Source organism: Flexibacter flexilis DSM 6793 (assembly GCF_900112255.1).
In the GTDB taxonomy this organism is placed as follows: domain Bacteria; phylum Bacteroidota; class Bacteroidia; order Cytophagales; family Flexibacteraceae; genus Flexibacter; species Flexibacter flexilis.
This window is the reverse complement of the sequence record NZ_FOLE01000002.1, coordinates 470,467-488,761: the sequence shown is the minus strand read 5'-3', so window position 1 is coordinate 488,761 and position 18,295 is coordinate 470,467. Positions and strand designations below refer to the sequence as shown.

Here is an 18,295-nt window from a genome sequence, read left to right as displayed (position 1 = left end):
TATATTCTTTCAACTAAATCATTTTTAAAAAAATTATGACAGCATCGGTAAGCATTGAATTTAGACGAACGATTAAGAACACCATTTTGATGGTATTGGGGGTGCTTTCGGCAGGGCTGGGGCTGAAAGGTTTTTTATTGCCAAGTAACTTTCTGGATGGTGGTGTAATGGGAATTTCGCTACTTATCGAAAACCTCACAGACGTGAACTTGGCTATTCTCGTTGTCATCATCAACATTCCGTTCATTATCATTGGCTACCGACAAGTTTCGCGGTGGTTTGCCTTCAAAACCCTGATTGCCATTGCTTTACTGGCAATTTGTCTTTCTATTGTCCCTTATCCTGTCATTACCGCCGACAAACTTTTGATTTCAGTGTTTGGTGGCTTTTTCTTGGGTGCAGGCATCGGGCTTACCATGCGCGGCGGCTGCGTGCTGGACGGTACGGAAGTTTTTGCCATTTATTTGAGCAAAAACACTTCGCTTTCGGTAGGTGATATTATTATGATGGTCAATATCATCATCTTTAGTTTTGCGGCATTTCTTATCAACATAGAAACGGCTCTTTACGCCATCCTGACGTATTTGTCGGCCTCCAAAACCGTCGATTTTATTATCAATGGTTTGGAAGAATATACCGCCATGACCATTATTTCTGACCGCAGCGAACAAATTAAACAAGTGATTACCAAAGAATTAGGGATGGGCGTAACCGTTTACAAAGGCGAAAGAGGCTTTAAGCCGCAAGGAACTGCGCCATCGTCGATGGACTTGGATATTTTGTACTGTATCGTTACGCGTCTGGAAATTTCTAAAGTAAAAGCAGAAATAGAGAAAATAGATGAACAAGCTTTCATTATCTTGCACAGCATCAACGACACCAAAGGCGGTATGATTAAGAAACGTACTTTCCATTGATGCGCCTAACAAACTGATTTATAGTTTTTTATAAAGATATGAAAACCAATCAAATTTTTATCGCGCTTGCCTTGTGCCTAACGATAGCGACCAGCAGTTGGGCACAAGACAAAAACATTAGCAAAAACCAACGTAAATTAGAAAAAGCCCTTACGGGAAATGACTACGAAAATGCGCTGCCGCCTGCGCGGTATTTGTTGCGCAACGAACAGCCTATTTCGTGGGCAACGTTGCAGGCTACCAGCCGCGTGTATGTGTATTGGGCAGAAGACCCCGCCGACGCGCTGCGTGCCATCGCCATGAAAGACACAGCCTTGCAGATTTTTGAGCGAATGGCCGTTACATTCCCCGACAGTGCCGTTTGGGCACTCAACCAAAAAGGCCTGAAAGCCGCAACATATTGGCAAGATTCCCCCGAAAAACGTTATACGTTTTATTCGCATTTGCTCGACGTGTCAGGAAGTAAAATATTGCCTGTCAATAATTTACATTTACTTGAAAGTCTTTGCGAAGTAACCGAAAGCAAATACATTCGCAAAGATTCGGCACTGGCGCAATACGACCGTATGCACCGCGCAACAGCCGAGCAACACAAAACCAACCGCAAGGACCGCCAATTGGACAGCTTGCGCCGCGTGATGTATCAGCTTTCGCAAAAATGCCTCAAAAAAGATTGTCCGTATGTGTTTGAGTTCCTGAAACCCGTTTACGAAAAGCATCCCGACAGCCTTACGCTTGCCAAACAAATCATGGTGCTCATGCAGCAACACGGCTGCACCACCGACCCACTGTACGAAAAAGCCGCTTTGCACGTGCAACAATTTCAGCCCAGCACCAATTTGCTCGTAAGACTTGGCCGCGATGCCAAGAAAAATCAGCAATACGCCAAATCGCGCGAATATTTCTACAAAGCCATTGCCGCCAAGCCCAATTGTGAGGTGCAAGCTGAATGTTATTTGCAAATAGCCGCTACTTATTCGGCTGAAAAACAGTATGTTTTGGCAAAAAAATACGCCCAAACCGCATGGTCGATGAGCCAACAACACGAACCAAAAGTATATCAATTTTTGGCCGAGCTTTACGCCACAGCCGCCCCCGATTGCGCCAAAACGACCTCGGTATTTCAAGAAAAACTCATTTATTTGGTGGCTTACTATTACTACGGACGTGCAGGCGAACGCAACCAACAAGCCATCTTAAAGCCCAAGCTACCGACCAAAGACGATTTGCTCAAAGCGGGACTCAAAGAAGGCGACATAGCCGCCACAGGCTGCTGGATAAATGAAAAAGTAGTGCTAAAAGTTTATTAATAAAAAAGCGAGACACATTTAACTAACAAGCTAAATATATCTCGCTTTTTTGTATTTATTTCTCTGGATTTATTGCACTTTAAAACCCAAGCCGTCTATATAACCTTTGTTCTGAAAATTATGTTGGTATAAAGAATTTTTCAGGAACAAATGAAGTGCTTTTTGCACTTTGTTACGGTCTGGCATATTTTCTCTTATTTTTTCAAAAGAACTGCGGTCGCTTTCCGCAAATTTGGAAATAAGATTAAAATCTTCGGGCTCTTCAAAATTCATAATTCCTGCTGTATTATTCATTTTTTTGTACGGCCAATAGCACCAATTTATTTTATTTTCGTCCAATAAAATTCTAAATTTTTTGACCCATTCGTCGCTGTTTTCGCCTGTCTCGCCAATATAAATAGGCACATTGTGTTTTTTGCTAAAATCCAAATATTGCTGTACGGATTCCTGATTGACTTCAAACCAATATTTATGAAATTCATATACGACATTATCGTCCAAAATACTTTCAAAAACACCGAAATCGCCCGCCCAAACCGAACCATTCAAGAAAATAGCATGCGATTTGTCCACTTTCCGAATATCGGCAATCATTCGTTTGTACAACAAAAACAAACGGTGGTTATAGTCTTTGATGTCTTTTAAGAAATAATGTGCAAATGGTTCATTTACAATATCATAACCGATTACAATAGATTCGTTTTTATACTTTTTAGCGATTTTAACCCAAATATCGCTCATGAGTTGCTGAGACGATTCGCTAAAATACAAATACGGATAACCGTTGCTATCGTCAATGTTATCACCTGTTTGGCCACCTGGTGCGCAGTGCATATCCAACAACACATACATATTTTCACGCTTGCACCATTCTATTACTTTATCCAAATATTTGAATCCTGCATTGCGTGTTCCCATATACAAATCATTGGTAAATAATTTGTAATGAAATGGCACTCTTACGTGATTTGCACCGCTTTTTTTGAGGTATTTTATATCTTCATACGTGATATAATTTTCCAAAAATTGTTGCCAAAATCTTTCGGTGCTGTCTGGCCCAATCAATTGTAAAAATAATTCATCAATTTTGGCTGGCGAACTCACTTTTCCCGTTTTGAACATATAGCCTTCGGGTACAAGCCAATTGCCCAAATTCGTCCCTTTTAGGATAATCGGTTGGCCGTTGGGCGTAATGAGTTGTTGGCCTTGCGTTCTAAAAATTTTCGCTGATTTTGGGGCATTAATTCCAGCCCAAACGGAGCTACTCAACAGACTAAGGGCGACTGTTAAAGCAAAAAAATACTGTTTCATGGTGCATTTGATTTTGATAAAATTTAGCACAAGAAAGCACTTTTTTTGATAAAAAAACAAATACAATATCCATATCAATATTTTGCTAAGGCGTATTAAAAAGTTAAAATTGCAGCCTTAAACAAATTGAATGAAAACTTTAATCGCAGTAGTTGGCGCGACGGCTTCGGGCAAAACCGCCCTGAGCATCGAATTGGCCAAGCATTTTGGGGCGGAAGTGCTTTCGGCAGACGGACGGCAGTTTTATGAAGAAATGTGCATCGGGACGGCACGCCCCACGCCACAGGAAATGGGCACAGTGCCGCATCATTTCGTGGCCTCGCGCAGCATTCATGCGCCACTGTACAGCGTCGGGGATTTTGAACGCGAAGCCTTAGTTTGTTTGGACAAAATCTTTCGGACGCAAGATGTTGCCGTGTTGGTCGGAGGTTCTGGCCTGTACGTCAAAGCCTTGTGCGAAGGCATGGACGATATGCCCAACGTGCCGCTTTCGCTGCGCGAACAACTCACCGAACAATTTCAGAAACAAGGACTTGAGCCACTTTTGGTGCAACTCCAAACCCTTGACCCCGTGTATTTCGAGCAAGTCGATAAAGCCAACCATCAGCGCGTAATCCGTGCGTTGGAAATGTGCATGGCCACAGGGCAGCCTTATTCTTCTTTCCGAAAAAAAGCCCAAGCCGAACGCCCTTTTCGGGTGCTAAAGTTGGCCATCGACTTGCCGCGGGAGCAACTCTACGACCGCATCAACCGCCGCGTGTTGCAAATGGTTGCTGACGGTTTGGAGGCCGAAGCCCGCGCCCTTTTGCCGTTCAGGGAACTGAATTGCCTGCAAACGGTGGGTTATTCGGAATGGTTTGAGCATTGGGACGGACTTTATAGCCGCGAGCAAGCCATCGAACGCATACAACAAAACACACGCCGTTATGCCAAAAAGCAACTCACGTGGTTTGGGCGCGACGAGCAAGTACGTTGGTTTTCGGCGCAGGCTTTGGAGCAACAGCAACACTTGCAATGGCTGGAGCAAGAATTAAACAAAAAAGACTAAGCCAAATTTCGTAGATTTGGTGAAGAAAAACGGCAATTTATGGACTCGGAGCGTTACGGAGCATATTGGAAAATCATGATTGTGCTTGTCAGCCTTTTTGTAGGCGTGACGGGGTTTATGCTCATCGAAGACCTTAGTTTTGTGGACGCGCTGTACATGTCCGTTACTACGCTTTCCACTGTGGGCTATGGCGAAGTAAAGACTTTTTCGGCGGCAGGGCGGCTTTTTGTGGTTTTTTATGTGAGTTTCAACCTCTTGATGCTCGGTTATTTTACGGTGCAGTTTATTGAGAAAAAAATAGAATCTATGTTTGGAACGGAACACCTCCAGCGTGAAATTGATTTGCTTGATGGGCATACGATTGTGTGCGGCTTTGGGCGCAATGGCCAAAAAGTAGCCGAAGAACTTTTTTTAGCTAAAAAATCTTTTGTGGTAATTGAAAAACCAGAGGTAATTGTTGCCAATATTCGCAAAACCAATTTGCTGGGCTTGCTGTATGTGGAAGGTGATGCCACCGACGACGAAATACTCAAAAAAGCAGGCATTACGCGTGCTTCCGTGATTATTACTACACTCCCCGACGATGCCAATAATGTTTTTATTACCCTGACAGCCAGAGAGTTTAACTCGTCTATTCGAGTGATTTCACGGGCTTCGCAGGAAAGTTCTGTGGCCAAACTCAACCGTGCGGGCGTAACCAACGTAGTAATGCCCGACGCGCTGGGCGGTTGGCATATGGCCAATTTGGTAACACGCCCTGAAGTAATCGAGTTTTTGAGTTTGCTCAATGGCACGGAAAGTAATCGCTTCAAATTAGATGAAATTTCATTCCATAACATTGCGCTAGATTTTAGAGAAAAATCCATTGCCGAATGGAAACTTGCCCAAAATACGGACGTAGTTATTATTGGCTTGAGAAACGCTTACAAACAATTTACCGTGAACCCTGACCCGCAAACCATACTCAAACCGTCCGAAATTCTGATTGTGTTTGGCAGTGAAACAAGCATCGAGCGAATGAAAAACATTTATTGCGCGTAAGTAGTTTTAGGTTTTTAACATACGAGATAACAATTAGCACCCGACCTTAACTAGTTGGTCTGCTTTTATTTTTTAGGAATAAACTGGTTGCATGAAAGAAACAATTTTTGCGGCTGCGCTTTTGGCGTGGTACAAGAAAAATGCCCGTGATTTGCCTTGGCGCAACACCCAAAACCCGTATTACATTTGGCTTTCGGAGGTAATGCTCCAACAAACCCGCGTAGTACAAGGGCTGCCTTATTTTTTGCGGTTCGTGGAAGCCTATCCGACCGTTACGGACATGGCCGCCGCTGCCGAACGTGATATTTTGCGACTTTGGCAAGGACTCGGCTACTATTCGCGTGCTCGCAATATGCACGCCACCGCCCAATACATTGCCTACGAATTAGGCGGAAATTTCCCCAACAATTACAAGCAACTCATTGGTTTAAAAGGCGTTGGGAGCTACACGGCGGCGGCTATCGCCTCGTTTGCTTTCGGAGAAAAAGTAGCGGTATTGGACGGAAACGTGTACAGAGTGTTGGCGCGTTATTGGGGAATAGATACCGACATTGCCTCTCCAAAAGCTGGCAAAGAATTTGGGGCATTGGCAGCGCAATGTTTGCCCGACACGCAAACCGACCTTTACAATCAGGCCATCATGGAATTTGGGGCGTTGCAATGTACACCCGCCGCGCCACAATGTATTTTTTGTCCGCTCAACGACACTTGTATCGCCTTCGCGACTGGTCAGCAAAGCGTTTTGCCCATTAAAATTAAAAAGACAAAAGTCAAAAACCGCTTTTTGCATTACGTGGTATTGGAGCAAAATGGCGAGTTGCTGCTACGCGAACGACGCGGCAAAGGCATTTGGCAAGGCTTGTACGAGTTTTTGTGTGTAGAATCAGAAAACGAGTTTTGGGAGGTAGAAGATATTTTGCAAAACCCAACCGTAAAACCTTATTTAGAAAATACGGATAGTGTACAAATAATTGATGTACAAGACTTTAAACACGCACTTACGCACCAGATTTTGCAAGTGCGGTTTGTACGTGTGCGCGTTTCGGGCGATACGATTTTGCCGCAAGACGACTTTGCCTTTTATACGCCCGCGCAAGTAGCCGATTTGCCCAAACCGATTTTGATTGCCAATTATTTGGAGAAAATACAGCCATAGCACGAACAAAAGGCGAGAAGGTTTCTAACCTTCTCGCCTTTGATATTTATGCTGGTTGATTGTACATATATCTGACTATTTTCCAGCTACCTTTTACTTTTTGAAGTACAAAAAGCTCTCTATAATTCTGTTCTGATTTTTGGTTATTGGCCTTCACCAAAAGCGACCCCTTAGAAGTAGAAGTAACAAACGCATAATTGCCATCTACCGTAACATTGGCTACAGAAGCCACCAACGAAAGGGTTAAATTATCAAAAACATACTTGTAAGTTCCTTGCAACTGCTCTGTTCCTACGGCAGTGGGCGCACTCGGTGCAAACAATTGGCCATCAGCAGTAAACAACGCTACTATTTTACTGGCATCAGAAGCATTCAGTGCTTCAAAATAAGCCTTTACAACTTTCGTAACTGCCTCTTTTTCTGAGGATTGAGCATAAATTTGGTTACTGAAAGAAACGCTAAACAATACAACTAATAACGCAAATAGCTTTTTCATAAAACAATAAATAGATTAAAAAGATGAGAAAAATTAAAGGATAACTTCTTGTACCGTTACGGTTTTGCCCAATGCGCCAAACTCATGTAAATCGCCAAACACTTCTATACGCGCTGACTGGTCAAGTCCACCCACGCGAACAGGCGCAAAGCCATTGTCAAGGATTAATTGCTCCACTTCGGTATTAATAGACGTGTCGTCGGTGGCATAAAACAGCACTGCTTTTTCGGGCGTTTGGTATGCCGCAGCCGTCAGAGAGGCCGCGCCTAATGTCCCTAATGCTTTGGCTAACTTAGCGTTAGCAGGGAGAGCCGCCGCGTTTACTTGGCCTGCGGACAAGTTGGCATCAATGATTTTCTTAAAACCGCCGTTTTCGTCTGGAGCAATGGGATTGGAAGGGTCAATAATAATTTTGCCTGCCAAATCCGCTGCATATTCTTGCAAAAACTCCGCAATAACACCAAAGGGAATGGCTAACACCACGATAGCGGCTTCTTTCACAGCAGCGGTAATGGGTTGAGGCGTTGCGGCTGTGCCCCATTTCGCCGATAGCGTTTGCGCTTTTTCTACATTTCTATCTGCGGCAATAAATGCACGATTAGATTTAGCGAGATTGGCGGCCACAGCCTGACCAATATTTCCTAAGCCAATAACGGCTACTTTTGATTTTGTTGTCATCACTTTAACTTGATTAGTTCGTGTTGTTTATCAATGATTTGATGATGCAAAGTTGCACCCAAACAGGCCGCCGCACCAATGAACAGCATCAAGAAATAGTATTGACATAGTTTAAGATTTTGACTTCGTTTGCTTGTTGCGCAAGCGACTCAAAAACTCTGGTGTAATCCCCAAGAACGACGCAATTTGCGTTTGCGGCAACCGATTCATCAAATGCGGATGCGTTTCGGTAAAAGACAAATAGCGTTCTTCGGCAGTGGAACTAATATTTTGTAACAATCTTTTTTGCAAAGCCACAAAGCTATTTTCTATCAATACCCGAAATATTCGGTCAAATTTTGGGCTACTCATATACAGCATAATCAAATTGTCGTAACTAATCTGCAAAACAACCGTATCCTCTAACGCATCAATATTCAATTCGGAAGGCTTGCGGCCATGAAAACTACCAATGTCTATCATCCACCAATTTTCTGAAGCAAACTGAATGATATGTATTGCACCTTTATCGTCCACTTTATACATCCTCAAACAGCCGCGCAACACGAAACTAAATTGCGAACATACGTCTCCCTCCTGCAAAACGTATTGCCGCCTGCGGTACAAACGTATTTTAAACAAATCCATTACCAACTGACGTTCAGACTCATTCAAAGGAATCAGCTTATTGAAATAGTCAATCAACATCCCAACATTCATTTGCAACAGTTCGTCTTTGTTCATGTGTTTTTTGTTTTGTTAGCGAAGTTAAATAATTGAATTTGTTTATAAATTTTAATTTTTCAGCTCCTCTAAAAAAACATCGCGCCCCTGCAACTACTTAGGTTACAGGGGCGCGATGCCTATTATTTCAATTCAACCAATGCTTATGAGGCAGGAGTCGAACTCTGATTTGGTTGCGAAGCGTTGCTATCGGTAGCAGGTGCAGCAGGCTGAGGTTCTTTCTCTAACGAAATGCTCGGACTTGGCGTTGCTGCTGTTCCGTTCGTATAAGCCTGATACGTGGTTTGGTGCGCAAATGGGCGTTTGCCGATAAGTCGCTCAAGGTCTGTTTGGAAAATAATTTCCTTTTTCAAAAGTTCTTGTGCGATAACCTCCAACTCGCTACGTTTTTCGAGCAACAAGCCTTTGGTACGCTCATAAGCCTTTTGGATAATGGCTCTTACTTCCTCGTCGATGGTTTGGGCGGTAGCTTCCGAATACGGTTTGTTGAACGAGTAATCCGATTGTTTAGAATCGTAAAACGAAACGTTACCGATTTTGTCGTTCATGCCATACACTGTTACCATGCCGTAAGCCACTTTCGTAATACGTTCCAAGTCGCTCAACGCACCCGTAGAAATACGTCCGAATACGATTTCTTCGGCGGCACGGCCACCCAAAGTCATACACATTTCGTCCGTGAGTTGTTCGATGGTGTACAAGAATTGTTCTTTAGGTAAATATTGCGCATAACCCAAAGCCGCTACACCACGTGGCACGATACTTACTTTTACCAATGGGTCTGCGTGTTCCAAGAACCAACCCACTACGGCGTGTCCAGCTTCGTGATAAGCCACGATTTTCTTTTCTTCTGGCGAAATGATTTTATTTTTCTTTTCCAAACCACCAATCACACGGTCTATGGCATCTTGGAAATCTTGCATATCAATCGCGTGTTTGTTGCGACGCGCGGCAATCAAAGCAGCTTCGTTACAAACGTTGGCAATTTCAGCACCTGCAAAACCCGGTGTTTGCGCCGCGATTTTCTTCGCGTCCACGTCGCCAGCCAATTTAAGTGGCTTTAAGTGAACTCTGAAAATAGCCTCACGACCCACAATATCTGGTTTGTCCACGCTGATTTGGCGGTCAAAACGACCTGGGCGCAACAAAGCGGGGTCAAGTACGTCTGGGCGGTTGGTGGCTGCCATGATGATAACCCCCGAATCCGTCGCGAAACCATCCATTTCCACGAGCAAAGAGTTAAGCGTATTTTCGCGTTCGTCGTTTGCACCTGGCATAGCACCTTTGCCACGTGAGCGGCCAACAGCGTCTATTTCGTCAATAAACACAATACAAGGAGCTTTTTCTTTGGCTTGTTTGAAAAGGTCGCGGACACGCGCAGCACCCACACCCACAAACATTTCCACAAAATCAGAACCCGAAAGCGTAAAGAACGGAACACCCGCTTCGCCTGCTACGGCTTTGGCCAACAAGGTTTTACCAGTACCGGGAGGGCCTACAAGCAAAACGCCTTTCGGAATTTTACCTCCCAAATTGGTGAATTTGTCTGGGCTTTTGAGAAAGTCCACGACTTCTTTAATTTCTTCTTTGGCTTCGTCGAGGCCTGCCACGTCCGAAAACGTAATTTTCACACGATTTTCAGCATCAAAAAGTGCCGCGCGAGATTTGCCAATGTTGAAGATTTGACCACCTGGCCCACCAACAGACATACGGCGCATCAAGAACCAAAAACCAACGATAAGCAACAAAATAGAACCATAGCTAAACAAGAAATTATTCATGTTGCTTGGACCTTCTACCGTGTATTCTACACGTTCGCTGGCTGGAAGTTTGCGTTGCAATTGTTCAAGCCATTGCTCGAAAGCCTCCGAATCTATGACGCGGAAACGATAATGAGGTGCTCCTAAACTTGGGAAAGTCGATTCTTTGCCGAGTTTTTTGTACTCATCATTTTGAAGAGCTTCCTCTTTGAGGGTTACTTCTACGATTTTTTCATCGCTGTAAATCACTACGTTTTTCACGTCGTGGCGAAGCACCATTTTCTCGAAGCGGCTTTTGGTAATTTCTTCTACGTTGCTGCTTCTGTTAAAAAACATCATGGCCAACAACAACACCAAAATCCCTGCGATAATCCAAATCTGGAATCCAGCTCCGTTACGGTTGTTGTTTGGAGGAGTGGGTGGGATTATTTTTTTGCGTTTTGCATCTCCGTTGGGAGTGCTTTTATTTTCGTTTTCGGTCATTGTTTTTTCTTAGTAACATTCTTGAGAATATAAACATACTTTAGGAAAAAATGTTCCTAAACGCCTTATTCGGAAGCTAAGTAAGTGATTTTGGCATCACCCCAAAGTTCTTCAAGGGCATAAAACTTGCGGCGGTCTTTTTTGAAAACGTGTGCCACTACATCGGAATAATCCAACAAAATCCATTCTTTGTTTTCTTTACCTTCTTTGTGCCATACGTCTTGTTTCGCAGCCTTGTACACCTCGTCTTCTACAGAATCGGCAATGGCATCTACTTGTGTGTCTGAGCCACCAGAGCAAATAACAAAATAATCGGCAATGGCATTTTTCACATGACGCAAATCAAGCACGGCAATTTCCTGTGCTTTTTTTTCAAGCATACCCTTTACTACTAATTCGCTGAGTTGGGTGGATGTAATTTGATTTTTCTTCACTGTACTATCTTTGTTCAAAAAATAATTGCTAAATCTTAAATATATCGGCCAGTTTTGGCGCGAATTGCAAACTTACTACTTACGCGCTAATTTTGTGCCTGTATCGTATTTTTTTCAGAAATATTAGCCAAAATAAGACTATCTTGTATAACACATCTATTCATACACTTTTTGTGGGGCAGAAAATAATTTATATGCCAACTTGTCAGTCCACTAATGACGAAGCGGCTGCATTACTGCAACAAAACCCACACACACCCGAAGGAACTTGCCTGATTACTGACACTCAAACGGCTGGGCGCGGGCAGCGTGGTAACACTTGGGAAGCGGCAAGCGGCCAAAATCTGACGTTTTCCTTGATTCTCAAACCCGTATTTGTTACGGCTACGGCTCAATTTCAATTAAACGTCGCAATTACGCTGGCTATTGCCGAATTATTGGGCAATGTTTATGCCATAAATGACGTGCGCATCAAATGGCCAAACGATATTTATGTAAAAGAACAAAAAATTTGTGGGATTTTGATCGAAAATATTTTGCAAGGCGCACAAATCGGTCAAAGTATCGTGGGCATTGGGCTTAATATCAATCAAATCAATTTCGGAAATCCTCGCGCCACTTCGTTGGCTCTGCTGCGAGGAACAACTACCACGCTACCCGAAGTGTTTGGGCATTTGTGCAAACTCATCGAAAAATATTATTTGCAGCTTCGCGCAGGCAACTACACCACGCTCAAAGCCAAATATTTGCAACAACTCTACCGCCGCGGCGATTTGGCCAACTTCGCTGATGCCGCAGGCCAACCATTTGAAGGCGAAATCATTGGCATCAATGATACTGGGCAACTGGCCGTACAGACCAACAACACACTACGTTATTTTTCCTTTAAAGAGATTGTGTATTTGTAGGCGATTTTATCACATTCTTATTGAGCTTATAACAAAGATACCATACTTACGGCATTTCCACACCGACATTTTTTACTACCAAGATACCAAGTTTTTACTATGTGCAATCAGCTAAGGTTAAAATTTTTGTAGCAGAAGGCTATACGCGCAACGTTTCTAATGTTGGTGGCCTAATATCTGAACGGTTAAGTATTCACACATTTTTATGTCAACTAAAAAGCTCCTATTGATTTTGGAAACCAATAAGGGCTTTTGACGTAATTAACTCATAACAAGGATATTATTGCTTAGTACTTTCTTCGCTAGTATTGATTTTACAATAAAATAAATACTAGGTTTATTGATATTTAATCAATTGAAGTAACTTTAAACACCAAACTGTAATAACCGATTTTGGCTTGCAACTGAAAACTTACCAGCATTTTGCCCAATCGTTTCTACTTTTGCCCGAAAAACGCAAACTTTGTAACGGCTATTGGGTTAAGTCTAAAAAGCCAATCGTAAAGCAAGCATTTTCTTCCTGTTATGAATAAAACAAATTTGGCTGCCGCGTGGCAGTATTGTGAAAGCCTGACGGCTTATCATCGCCGCCTTACGCAAGAAGTAAAAATCGGAGATGTACCGATGGGTGCACATCACCCTATCCGCGTGCAGTCCATGACCACGGTGGACACCATGGACACGGCGGGTTCGGTGGCGCAATGTATCCGCATGATTGAGGCAGGTTGCGAGTATATCCGCATCACTGCACCGAGCCTGAAAGAAGCCGAAAATTTGGGCAACATCAAAGCCGAGTTGCGCCGCATGGGTTATAACACGCCGTTGGTGGCCGACATTCACTTTACGCCCAACGCCGCCGAATTGGCTGCCCGATTGGTGGAAAAAGTTCGTATTAACCCTGGCAATTACGCTGATAAAAAACGTTTTGAAACCATAGATTACACTGATGCCACTTACGCCGCTGAACTGGAACGCATCAGAGAGCGTTTTGTGCCGCTGGTCAATATTTGCAAAGAATATGGCACGGCCATGCGCATCGGGACAAATCACGGTTCACTTTCGGACAGAATTTTGAGTCGCTACGGCGATACACCACTGGGTATGGTGGAAAGTGCGTTGGAGTTTTTGAGAATTTGCGAAGCTGAAAACTACTATAACATTGTTATTTCCATGAAAGCCAGCAACACGCAAGTAATGGTGCAGGCTTACAGACTTTTGGTGCAAAAGTTGGCGGAAGAAAATCTAAAACCTTATCCGTTGCATTTGGGCGTAACCGAAGCGGGTGAAGGCGAAGACGGTCGTATCAAATCGGCGGTTGGTATCGGTACATTACTGGAAGACGGACTAGGCGACACTATTCGCGTTTCGCTGACCGAAGAACCTGAATTGGAAATCCCTGTGGCGCGTGCTTTGGCCGACCGCTACACTCAACGCGCCGCGCAAGCTGCCGCCATTCCGAGCATCGACGAAAGCCCTATTAATCCGTTTCAGCATATACGCCGCCATACGCGCGAGGTTTTGAATATTGGGGGGGGAAATGTGCCGCGCGTTGTTACGGACATTAGCCAAATCGCTGGCCTTACGATGGACGATTTGAAAGTAGCAGGACATTTTTATTTGCCTGCCCTCGACAAATGGAAACTCAATGATTTGGGCGCAGATTATTTGTATTCGGGTCAAAATCCAGTGCCGTTTATGTTGGCCAATGGTTCTAAAGAAATTTTGGATTATGGCACTTGGCTCAATGCCGCCGACAAGGTCAATAAATTTCCCCTTTTTGACCCAAAAACATATTTTGAGGCTTCGCAAAAGCATGAGCAACTGAATTTTATCAAATTTTCTTTAGCAGAATTAAACGCGGATTTGGCAACGGCTTTGCAGCAAGATAAAACGCTGGTAGCGGTGGCCGAAACCGCCAACGCGCACGCCATGCCCGAATTGCGTCGCCTTTTCGTGGAGCTAATGCAACGCGGAATAGATGTGCCCGTAATTACGGCAAGAGGATTTGCGCATTTGCCAGACGATGAATTTCAACTTTACGCCGCCACCGACGTAGGCGGTTTGTTGATAGATGGTTTGGGCGATGGTGCAATGATTCGTATGCGCCCCGAAACCAACGAAAAAACGGAGGCTTTAGAAATTGCAAAAAATTGCAATAACACCGCTTTTGGCATTTTGCAGGCCGCCCGTACACGTATGTCTAAAGCGGAATATATTTCTTGTCCGTCGTGTGGCCGCACGCTGTTCGATTTGCAAGAAACTACGGCCATGATTCGCAAGCGTACCGACCACCTGAAAGGTATCAAAATCGGAATTATGGGCTGTATCGTGAATGGGCCGGGCGAAATGGCTGATGCGGATTACGGTTATGTGGGCGTGGGCAAAGGCAAAATTGCGCTGTACAGAGGCCAAGACGTAGTCAAAAAGGCTGTTCCTGCCGAAAATGCTGTGGACGAACTCATTGAGATTATCCGTGAAGATGGCAAATGGATTTCGCCAGAGGCATTGGAGGAATAACAACATATTTAGTAGATACGCACAACAGTGCGTATCTATTTTTTTTATAAAAAAACGCTACAACTTTTTGAGTTATAGCGTTTTGCGAAGAGGTTTCAAGCGGATTCGAACCGCTGTAGGAGCTTTTGCAGAGCTCTGCCTAGCCACTCGGCCATGAAACCCTTTGTTTTGGGACTGCAAAACTACCTTTTTTGTGATACTTGTCAAATTTTTAGCCCAAAAACTTTTAAATTTTTTATATTTTTCTTGTAAAGTATTGATTGACAAATGTATTGCGAATCCCTTTGCGCAACGAAAACTTAATTAGTAGCTTTGCCCACTAATTTTTTTGTAAGAGATGAACCCTATTGTTATCCTCAGTATTATTATTTGCTACTTTTTGGGATTGTTTGTTATCTCCATTTTCACATCCAAAGGTGCGGACAATGCCTCTTTTTTTAGTGCCAACAAAGAAGCCAAATGGTATTTGGTGGCTTTCGGAATGATTGGTACGTCACTTTCGGGCGTAACGTTTATTTCCGTGCCTGGGCAAGTGGGCGTAACGCAATGGTCGTATTTGCAAGTGGTGTTTGGTTATTTGCTGGGCTATTTGGTGGTGGGAGGCGTGCTGATGCCGCTGTATTATCGCCTCAATCTCATTTCGATTTATACTTATTTGGAACAACGCTTTGGTTTTTGGTCGTACAAAACGGGGGCGTTTTTCTTTTTGCTGTCGCGTTCGATTGGTTCGGCGGCACGTTTTTATTTGGTAATCAATGTATTGCAGTTTGCCGTTTTTGCGCCGTTGGGTTTGCCGTTTTGGCTTACGGTGGTGTTGGCTATCAGCCTGATTTGGCTCTACACCTTCAAAGGCGGCATGAAAACAATTATCTGGACGGACACGCTCCAATCGCTTTTTATGCTCTTGTCGGTGGGAATCAGCATTTATTTGATTGCCGACACGCTTGGCCAGTCGCTGCCGCAATTGCTGAATAGTGTAAACGAAAGTGCTTATTCCAAAATCTTCTTTTTTGATGATGTGAACAGCCGCGATTTTTTCCCAAAACAATTCTTTTCGGGAATGTTTATCACGATTGTAATGACTGGCCTTGACCAAGATTTGATGCAAAAAAACCTGACTTGCAAAAATATCGGCGAAGCCCAAAAAAACATGTTTTGGTTTAGCCTGACGCTGGTTTTCGTGAATGTATTGTTCATGATTTTGGGCGCGGCTTTGTACATGTACGCGCAGGCCAAAGGCGTGGCGATTCCTGCCAAAACCGACCAACTTTTCCCGATGTTGGCTTTGCAGCACTTTAGCCCGATAGCGGGCATCGTGTTTATTTTGGGCATTATTGCGGCCACGTATGCCAGTACTGACAGTGCCCTGACGGCTTTAACCACGTCGTTTTGTATTGATATGCTGGATTTTAATAAAAAAACAGACGAGCAGCAAAAAGAGCGTTTGCGCCTGCGGACACACATCGGGTTTTCGGTGTTGCTGCTGGTTATCGTTTTGCTTTTTGATGTGTATAACAATGAAAATTTGATTACGGCCATTTTCAAAATTGCGGGCTACACTTATGGGCCTTTGTTGGGGTTGTATGCGTTTGGGCTTTTTACCAAACAAGCCGTAAAAGACAAGGCTGTGCCTGTGGTGTGTGTGCTTTCGCCGTTGATTTGTTGGCAGCTCAACACGCATTCGGAAGCGTGGTTTTCGGGCTATAAATTTGGTTTTGAATTGCTCATTATCAATGGTTTAATTACGTTTGTGGGCTTGTGGTTTTTGCGTAAAAATGAAAACCAATAAGATTATTTGATAAGCATTTGTTTCTTTTCTTTTTCATAAAAAAATAAAAATATGCCTCTTATTGCTCCGTCGGTATTAGCCGCAGATTTTGCCAACCTTCAGGCCGAAACCCAAATGCTCAACGCCAGTACTGCCGACTGGATTCACGTGGACATTATGGACGGCGTTTTTGTGCCTAATATTTCGTTTGGGCTACCCGTTACGGCGGCCATTGCCAAGCACGCTACCAAGCCGCTGGACGTGCACCTGATGATTCAGCAACCCGAACGCTATTTGGAGGCTTTCCGCGATGCTGGCGCAAATGTGCTTTCTGTGCATTACGAAGCGTGTCCGCATTTGCACCGCACTTTGCAGCAAATCAAAGACTTAGGTTGCAAAGCGGGTATCGCACTTAATCCGCATACACCCGTGTCGTTGTTGTCGGATATTTTGCCGATGGCCGATGTAGTTTGCCTCATGTCCGTAAACCCTGGTTTTGGTGGCCAAAAATTCATTGAGCATACTTACGCGAAAGTGCGTGCGCTCAAAGCCATGATACAAGAGGCGGGTTGCGCTACGCTTATCGAAATAGATGGCGGTGTGGGGCAAGGCAACGCCAAAGCGTTGGTAGAGGCGGGTGCAGATGTGCTCGTGGCTGGAAGTTCGGTGTTTGCGGCGGCCAATCCTGCGGCGGCTATCGAAGCTCTCAAAAATATTTAGTAAAAGTCAATCAGCTGATAAATAGGGTTGTATGGAATAAAAAGCCGTGCAGCCCTATTTTTTTATTCAATGAAAAGCGGTAATTTCAAGAATAATTTTTGATAAAATTCATTTTGTGTCTTTGCTAACATGATACTCAAACACATTTGTCCGCGTCCCGAATTGCGCGATTTTATAGACACTTTTTGGGTTTTTGAAGCTGATTTTGGCGTTCCCGTGACCGACAGCCGCATTATTGCGCCCAACGGCAAAGCAAAATTTATTTATCCGTACACCAACGCACTGGCTACTATCGACAACGGCGTACTGACAAGTTATCCCGAACAAGACATTTTTTTTATTGGAATTTGGGACAAACCCGTTACGCTGACCTCTACGGCGCAAGTAACGGGCACTATTGGCATAGAATTGAGTCCCAGTGGCTTGCACCGATTCACTGATTTTGCGGCCTTTGAAATTGTAAATCAGATATACAGCTTCGCGGATGTGTATGGCGGTCGTGGTCGGCAACTAATCGAACGACTGCGCAATACGCCCAACGTAACCGAAAAAGTGGAGCTGCTACAACTGTTTTTGGTGGGTTTGTTGGAAAAAAGTCGCCATAATTCGTTGATAGATTATTCCGTGCAACTCATTCACGGCAGCGCGGGTTTGCTTACGATCGGGGATTTGGTAGAAAAAACGGGCTATTCCAAACGTTACATTGACTTGCTTTTTAGGGAATACGTTGGCATTTCGCCCAAAACGCTGTCGGCTATTTCGCGGTTTCAGCGGTTTTATTATAGTTGGGCCAATGCCCAGATGACTAATTTTTATGCCGAAAATCTGTACGAACATTATTACGACCAAGCGCATTTTATCAAAGAATTTAAAAAGTTTACAGGCCACGCGCCCAAGCAATACGCCAATTTGCCTAATGATTTTGGCAAGATTTTTTATCGTTCCGCGCCCTGATTGCCCGTTTTTACAATTTTTCCAGAAAGCCGTCTTTTACTTTTGAGCTATTCTTTTTCATCAATTATTTT

Annotated in this window: 16 protein-coding genes and 1 tRNA gene; 10 read left to right on the top strand and 7 right to left on the bottom strand. The window is 43.9% G+C overall.

All coding sequences use genetic code 11. The features are described from left to right. Positions 1 to 35: 35 nt before the first annotated feature. Both BM090_RS05890 and BM090_RS05885 read left to right on the top strand, forming a co-directional pair. A complete protein-coding gene (locus tag BM090_RS05890; protein WP_091509084.1) occupies positions 36 to 917 on the top strand; it encodes a YitT family protein in 882 nt (293 codons plus the stop codon). 38 nt (positions 918 to 955) lie between these two features. Next, positions 956 to 2,227, top strand: a complete 1,272-nt coding sequence (locus BM090_RS05885; RefSeq protein WP_091509080.1) for a hypothetical protein — start codon at positions 956 to 958, stop codon at positions 2,225 to 2,227. A gap of 69 nt (positions 2,228 to 2,296) precedes the next feature. Here BM090_RS05885 and BM090_RS05880 read toward each other — a convergent pair whose 3' ends face one another. Next, complete coding sequence (locus BM090_RS05880; RefSeq protein ID WP_091509506.1) at positions 2,297 to 3,538, bottom strand: glycoside hydrolase family 5 protein; 1,242 nt, start codon at positions 3,536 to 3,538, stop codon at positions 2,297 to 2,299. Between the two features lie 130 nt (positions 3,539 to 3,668). On the opposite strand from BM090_RS05880, the gene miaA reads away from it, so the two are divergent. The 3 genes from miaA (at position 3,669) to mutY (ending at position 6,783) form a co-directional block, all read left to right on the top strand. Beyond that, the gene (gene miaA / locus BM090_RS05875) at positions 3,669 to 4,586 is read left to right on the top strand and encodes a tRNA (adenosine(37)-N6)-dimethylallyltransferase MiaA (RefSeq protein WP_091509077.1); all 918 of its coding nucleotides are present in this window, start codon (positions 3,669 to 3,671) and stop codon (positions 4,584 to 4,586) included. 39 nt (positions 4,587 to 4,625) lie between these two features. Beyond that, the gene (locus BM090_RS05870; RefSeq protein WP_091509074.1) at positions 4,626 to 5,627 is read left to right on the top strand and encodes a potassium channel family protein; all 1,002 of its coding nucleotides are present in this window, start codon (positions 4,626 to 4,628) and stop codon (positions 5,625 to 5,627) included. 91 nt (positions 5,628 to 5,718) lie between these two features. Continuing rightward, positions 5,719 to 6,783 (top strand): A/G-specific adenine glycosylase, encoded by a 1,065-nt coding sequence (gene mutY, locus BM090_RS05865; RefSeq protein ID WP_091509071.1) that lies wholly within the window; start codon positions 5,719 to 5,721, stop codon positions 6,781 to 6,783. A 46-nt stretch (positions 6,784 to 6,829) separates the two neighbouring features. Here mutY and BM090_RS05860 read toward each other — a convergent pair whose 3' ends face one another. From BM090_RS05860 to rsfS, 5 genes are all read right to left on the bottom strand, one after another. Then, on the bottom strand, positions 6,830 to 7,279 hold the full coding sequence (locus tag BM090_RS05860) for a YybH family protein (protein ID WP_091509067.1): 450 nt from the start codon (positions 7,277 to 7,279) through the stop codon (positions 6,830 to 6,832). A 33-nt stretch (positions 7,280 to 7,312) separates the two neighbouring features. Continuing rightward, on the bottom strand, positions 7,313 to 7,957 hold the full coding sequence (locus tag BM090_RS05855; RefSeq protein ID WP_091509064.1) for an NADPH-dependent F420 reductase: 645 nt from the start codon (positions 7,955 to 7,957) through the stop codon (positions 7,313 to 7,315). Positions 7,958 to 8,068: 111 nt separating this feature from the next. After that, a complete protein-coding gene (locus tag BM090_RS05850; RefSeq protein ID WP_177199845.1) occupies positions 8,069 to 8,680 on the bottom strand; it encodes a Crp/Fnr family transcriptional regulator in 612 nt (203 codons plus the stop codon). A gap of 143 nt (positions 8,681 to 8,823) precedes the next feature. Continuing rightward, complete coding sequence (ftsH, locus tag BM090_RS05845; protein WP_091509062.1) at positions 8,824 to 10,923, bottom strand: ATP-dependent zinc metalloprotease FtsH; 2,100 nt, start codon at positions 10,921 to 10,923, stop codon at positions 8,824 to 8,826. Between the two features lie 65 nt (positions 10,924 to 10,988). Beyond that, positions 10,989 to 11,357: a ribosome silencing factor gene (gene rsfS / locus BM090_RS05840; RefSeq protein WP_091509058.1), complete on the bottom strand. Its 369-nt coding sequence runs from the start codon at positions 11,355 to 11,357 to the stop codon at positions 10,989 to 10,991. Positions 11,358 to 11,500: 143 nt separating this feature from the next. Here rsfS and BM090_RS05835 point away from each other — a divergent pair, with 143 nt between their 5' ends. Together BM090_RS05835 and ispG are read left to right on the top strand one after the other, a co-directional pair. Then, positions 11,501 to 12,265, top strand: a complete 765-nt coding sequence (locus tag BM090_RS05835; protein ID WP_245756686.1) for a biotin--[acetyl-CoA-carboxylase] ligase — start codon at positions 11,501 to 11,503, stop codon at positions 12,263 to 12,265. A gap of 525 nt (positions 12,266 to 12,790) precedes the next feature. Next, positions 12,791 to 14,782, top strand: coding sequence for a (E)-4-hydroxy-3-methylbut-2-enyl-diphosphate synthase (gene ispG, locus BM090_RS05830; protein WP_091509053.1), 1,992 nt, complete (start codon positions 12,791 to 12,793; stop codon positions 14,780 to 14,782). A gap of 90 nt (positions 14,783 to 14,872) precedes the next feature. Here the strand turns inward: ispG and BM090_RS05825 are convergent. Then, positions 14,873 to 14,943, bottom strand: a tRNA-Cys gene (locus BM090_RS05825). 176 nt (positions 14,944 to 15,119) lie between these two features. Here BM090_RS05825 and BM090_RS05820 point away from each other — a divergent pair. The 3 genes from BM090_RS05820 (at position 15,120) to BM090_RS05810 (ending at position 18,224) form a co-directional block, all read left to right on the top strand. After that, on the top strand, positions 15,120 to 16,571 hold the full coding sequence (locus BM090_RS05820) for a sodium:solute symporter (RefSeq protein ID WP_091509048.1): 1,452 nt from the start codon (positions 15,120 to 15,122) through the stop codon (positions 16,569 to 16,571). 51 nt (positions 16,572 to 16,622) lie between these two features. Further along, a complete protein-coding gene (rpe, locus tag BM090_RS05815) occupies positions 16,623 to 17,270 on the top strand; it encodes a ribulose-phosphate 3-epimerase (protein ID WP_091509044.1) in 648 nt (215 codons plus the stop codon). 129 nt (positions 17,271 to 17,399) lie between these two features. After that, positions 17,400 to 18,224 carry a DUF6597 domain-containing transcriptional factor gene (locus tag BM090_RS05810; protein ID WP_091509041.1) on the top strand — a complete coding sequence of 275 codons (825 nt, stop codon included), beginning with the start codon at positions 17,400 to 17,402 and terminating at the stop codon, positions 18,222 to 18,224. Positions 18,225 to 18,295 lie beyond the last annotated feature (71 nt).

What these genes read in the sequence shown, in the direction of transcription:
- BM090_RS05890 (WP_091509084.1), top strand. Translation starts at nt 36, where the DNA reads ATGACAGCATCGGTAAGCATTGAATTTAGACGAACGATTAAGAACACC.
- BM090_RS05885 (WP_091509080.1), top strand. Translation starts at nt 956, where the DNA reads ATGAAAACCAATCAAATTTTTATCGCGCTTGCCTTGTGCCTAACGATA.
- BM090_RS05880 (WP_091509506.1), bottom strand. Translation starts at nt 3,538, where the DNA reads ATGAAACAGTATTTTTTTGCTTTAACAGTCGCCCTTAGTCTGTTGAGT.
- miaA (WP_091509077.1), top strand. Translation starts at nt 3,669, where the DNA reads ATGAAAACTTTAATCGCAGTAGTTGGCGCGACGGCTTCGGGCAAAACC.
- BM090_RS05870 (WP_091509074.1), top strand. Translation starts at nt 4,626, where the DNA reads ATGGACTCGGAGCGTTACGGAGCATATTGGAAAATCATGATTGTGCTT.
- mutY (WP_091509071.1), top strand. Translation starts at nt 5,719, where the DNA reads ATGAAAGAAACAATTTTTGCGGCTGCGCTTTTGGCGTGGTACAAGAAA.
- BM090_RS05860 (WP_091509067.1), bottom strand. Translation starts at nt 7,279, where the DNA reads ATGAAAAAGCTATTTGCGTTATTAGTTGTATTGTTTAGCGTTTCTTTC.
- BM090_RS05855 (WP_091509064.1), bottom strand. Translation starts at nt 7,957, where the DNA reads ATGACAACAAAATCAAAAGTAGCCGTTATTGGCTTAGGAAATATTGGT.
- BM090_RS05850 (WP_177199845.1), bottom strand. Translation starts at nt 8,680, where the DNA reads ATGAACAAAGACGAACTGTTGCAAATGAATGTTGGGATGTTGATTGAC.
- ftsH (WP_091509062.1), bottom strand. Translation starts at nt 10,923, where the DNA reads ATGACCGAAAACGAAAATAAAAGCACTCCCAACGGAGATGCAAAACGC.
- ispG (WP_091509053.1), top strand. Translation starts at nt 12,791, where the DNA reads ATGAATAAAACAAATTTGGCTGCCGCGTGGCAGTATTGTGAAAGCCTG.
- BM090_RS05820 (WP_091509048.1), top strand. Translation starts at nt 15,120, where the DNA reads ATGAACCCTATTGTTATCCTCAGTATTATTATTTGCTACTTTTTGGGA.
- rpe (WP_091509044.1), top strand. Translation starts at nt 16,623, where the DNA reads ATGCCTCTTATTGCTCCGTCGGTATTAGCCGCAGATTTTGCCAACCTT.
- BM090_RS05810 (WP_091509041.1), top strand. Translation starts at nt 17,400, where the DNA reads ATGATACTCAAACACATTTGTCCGCGTCCCGAATTGCGCGATTTTATA.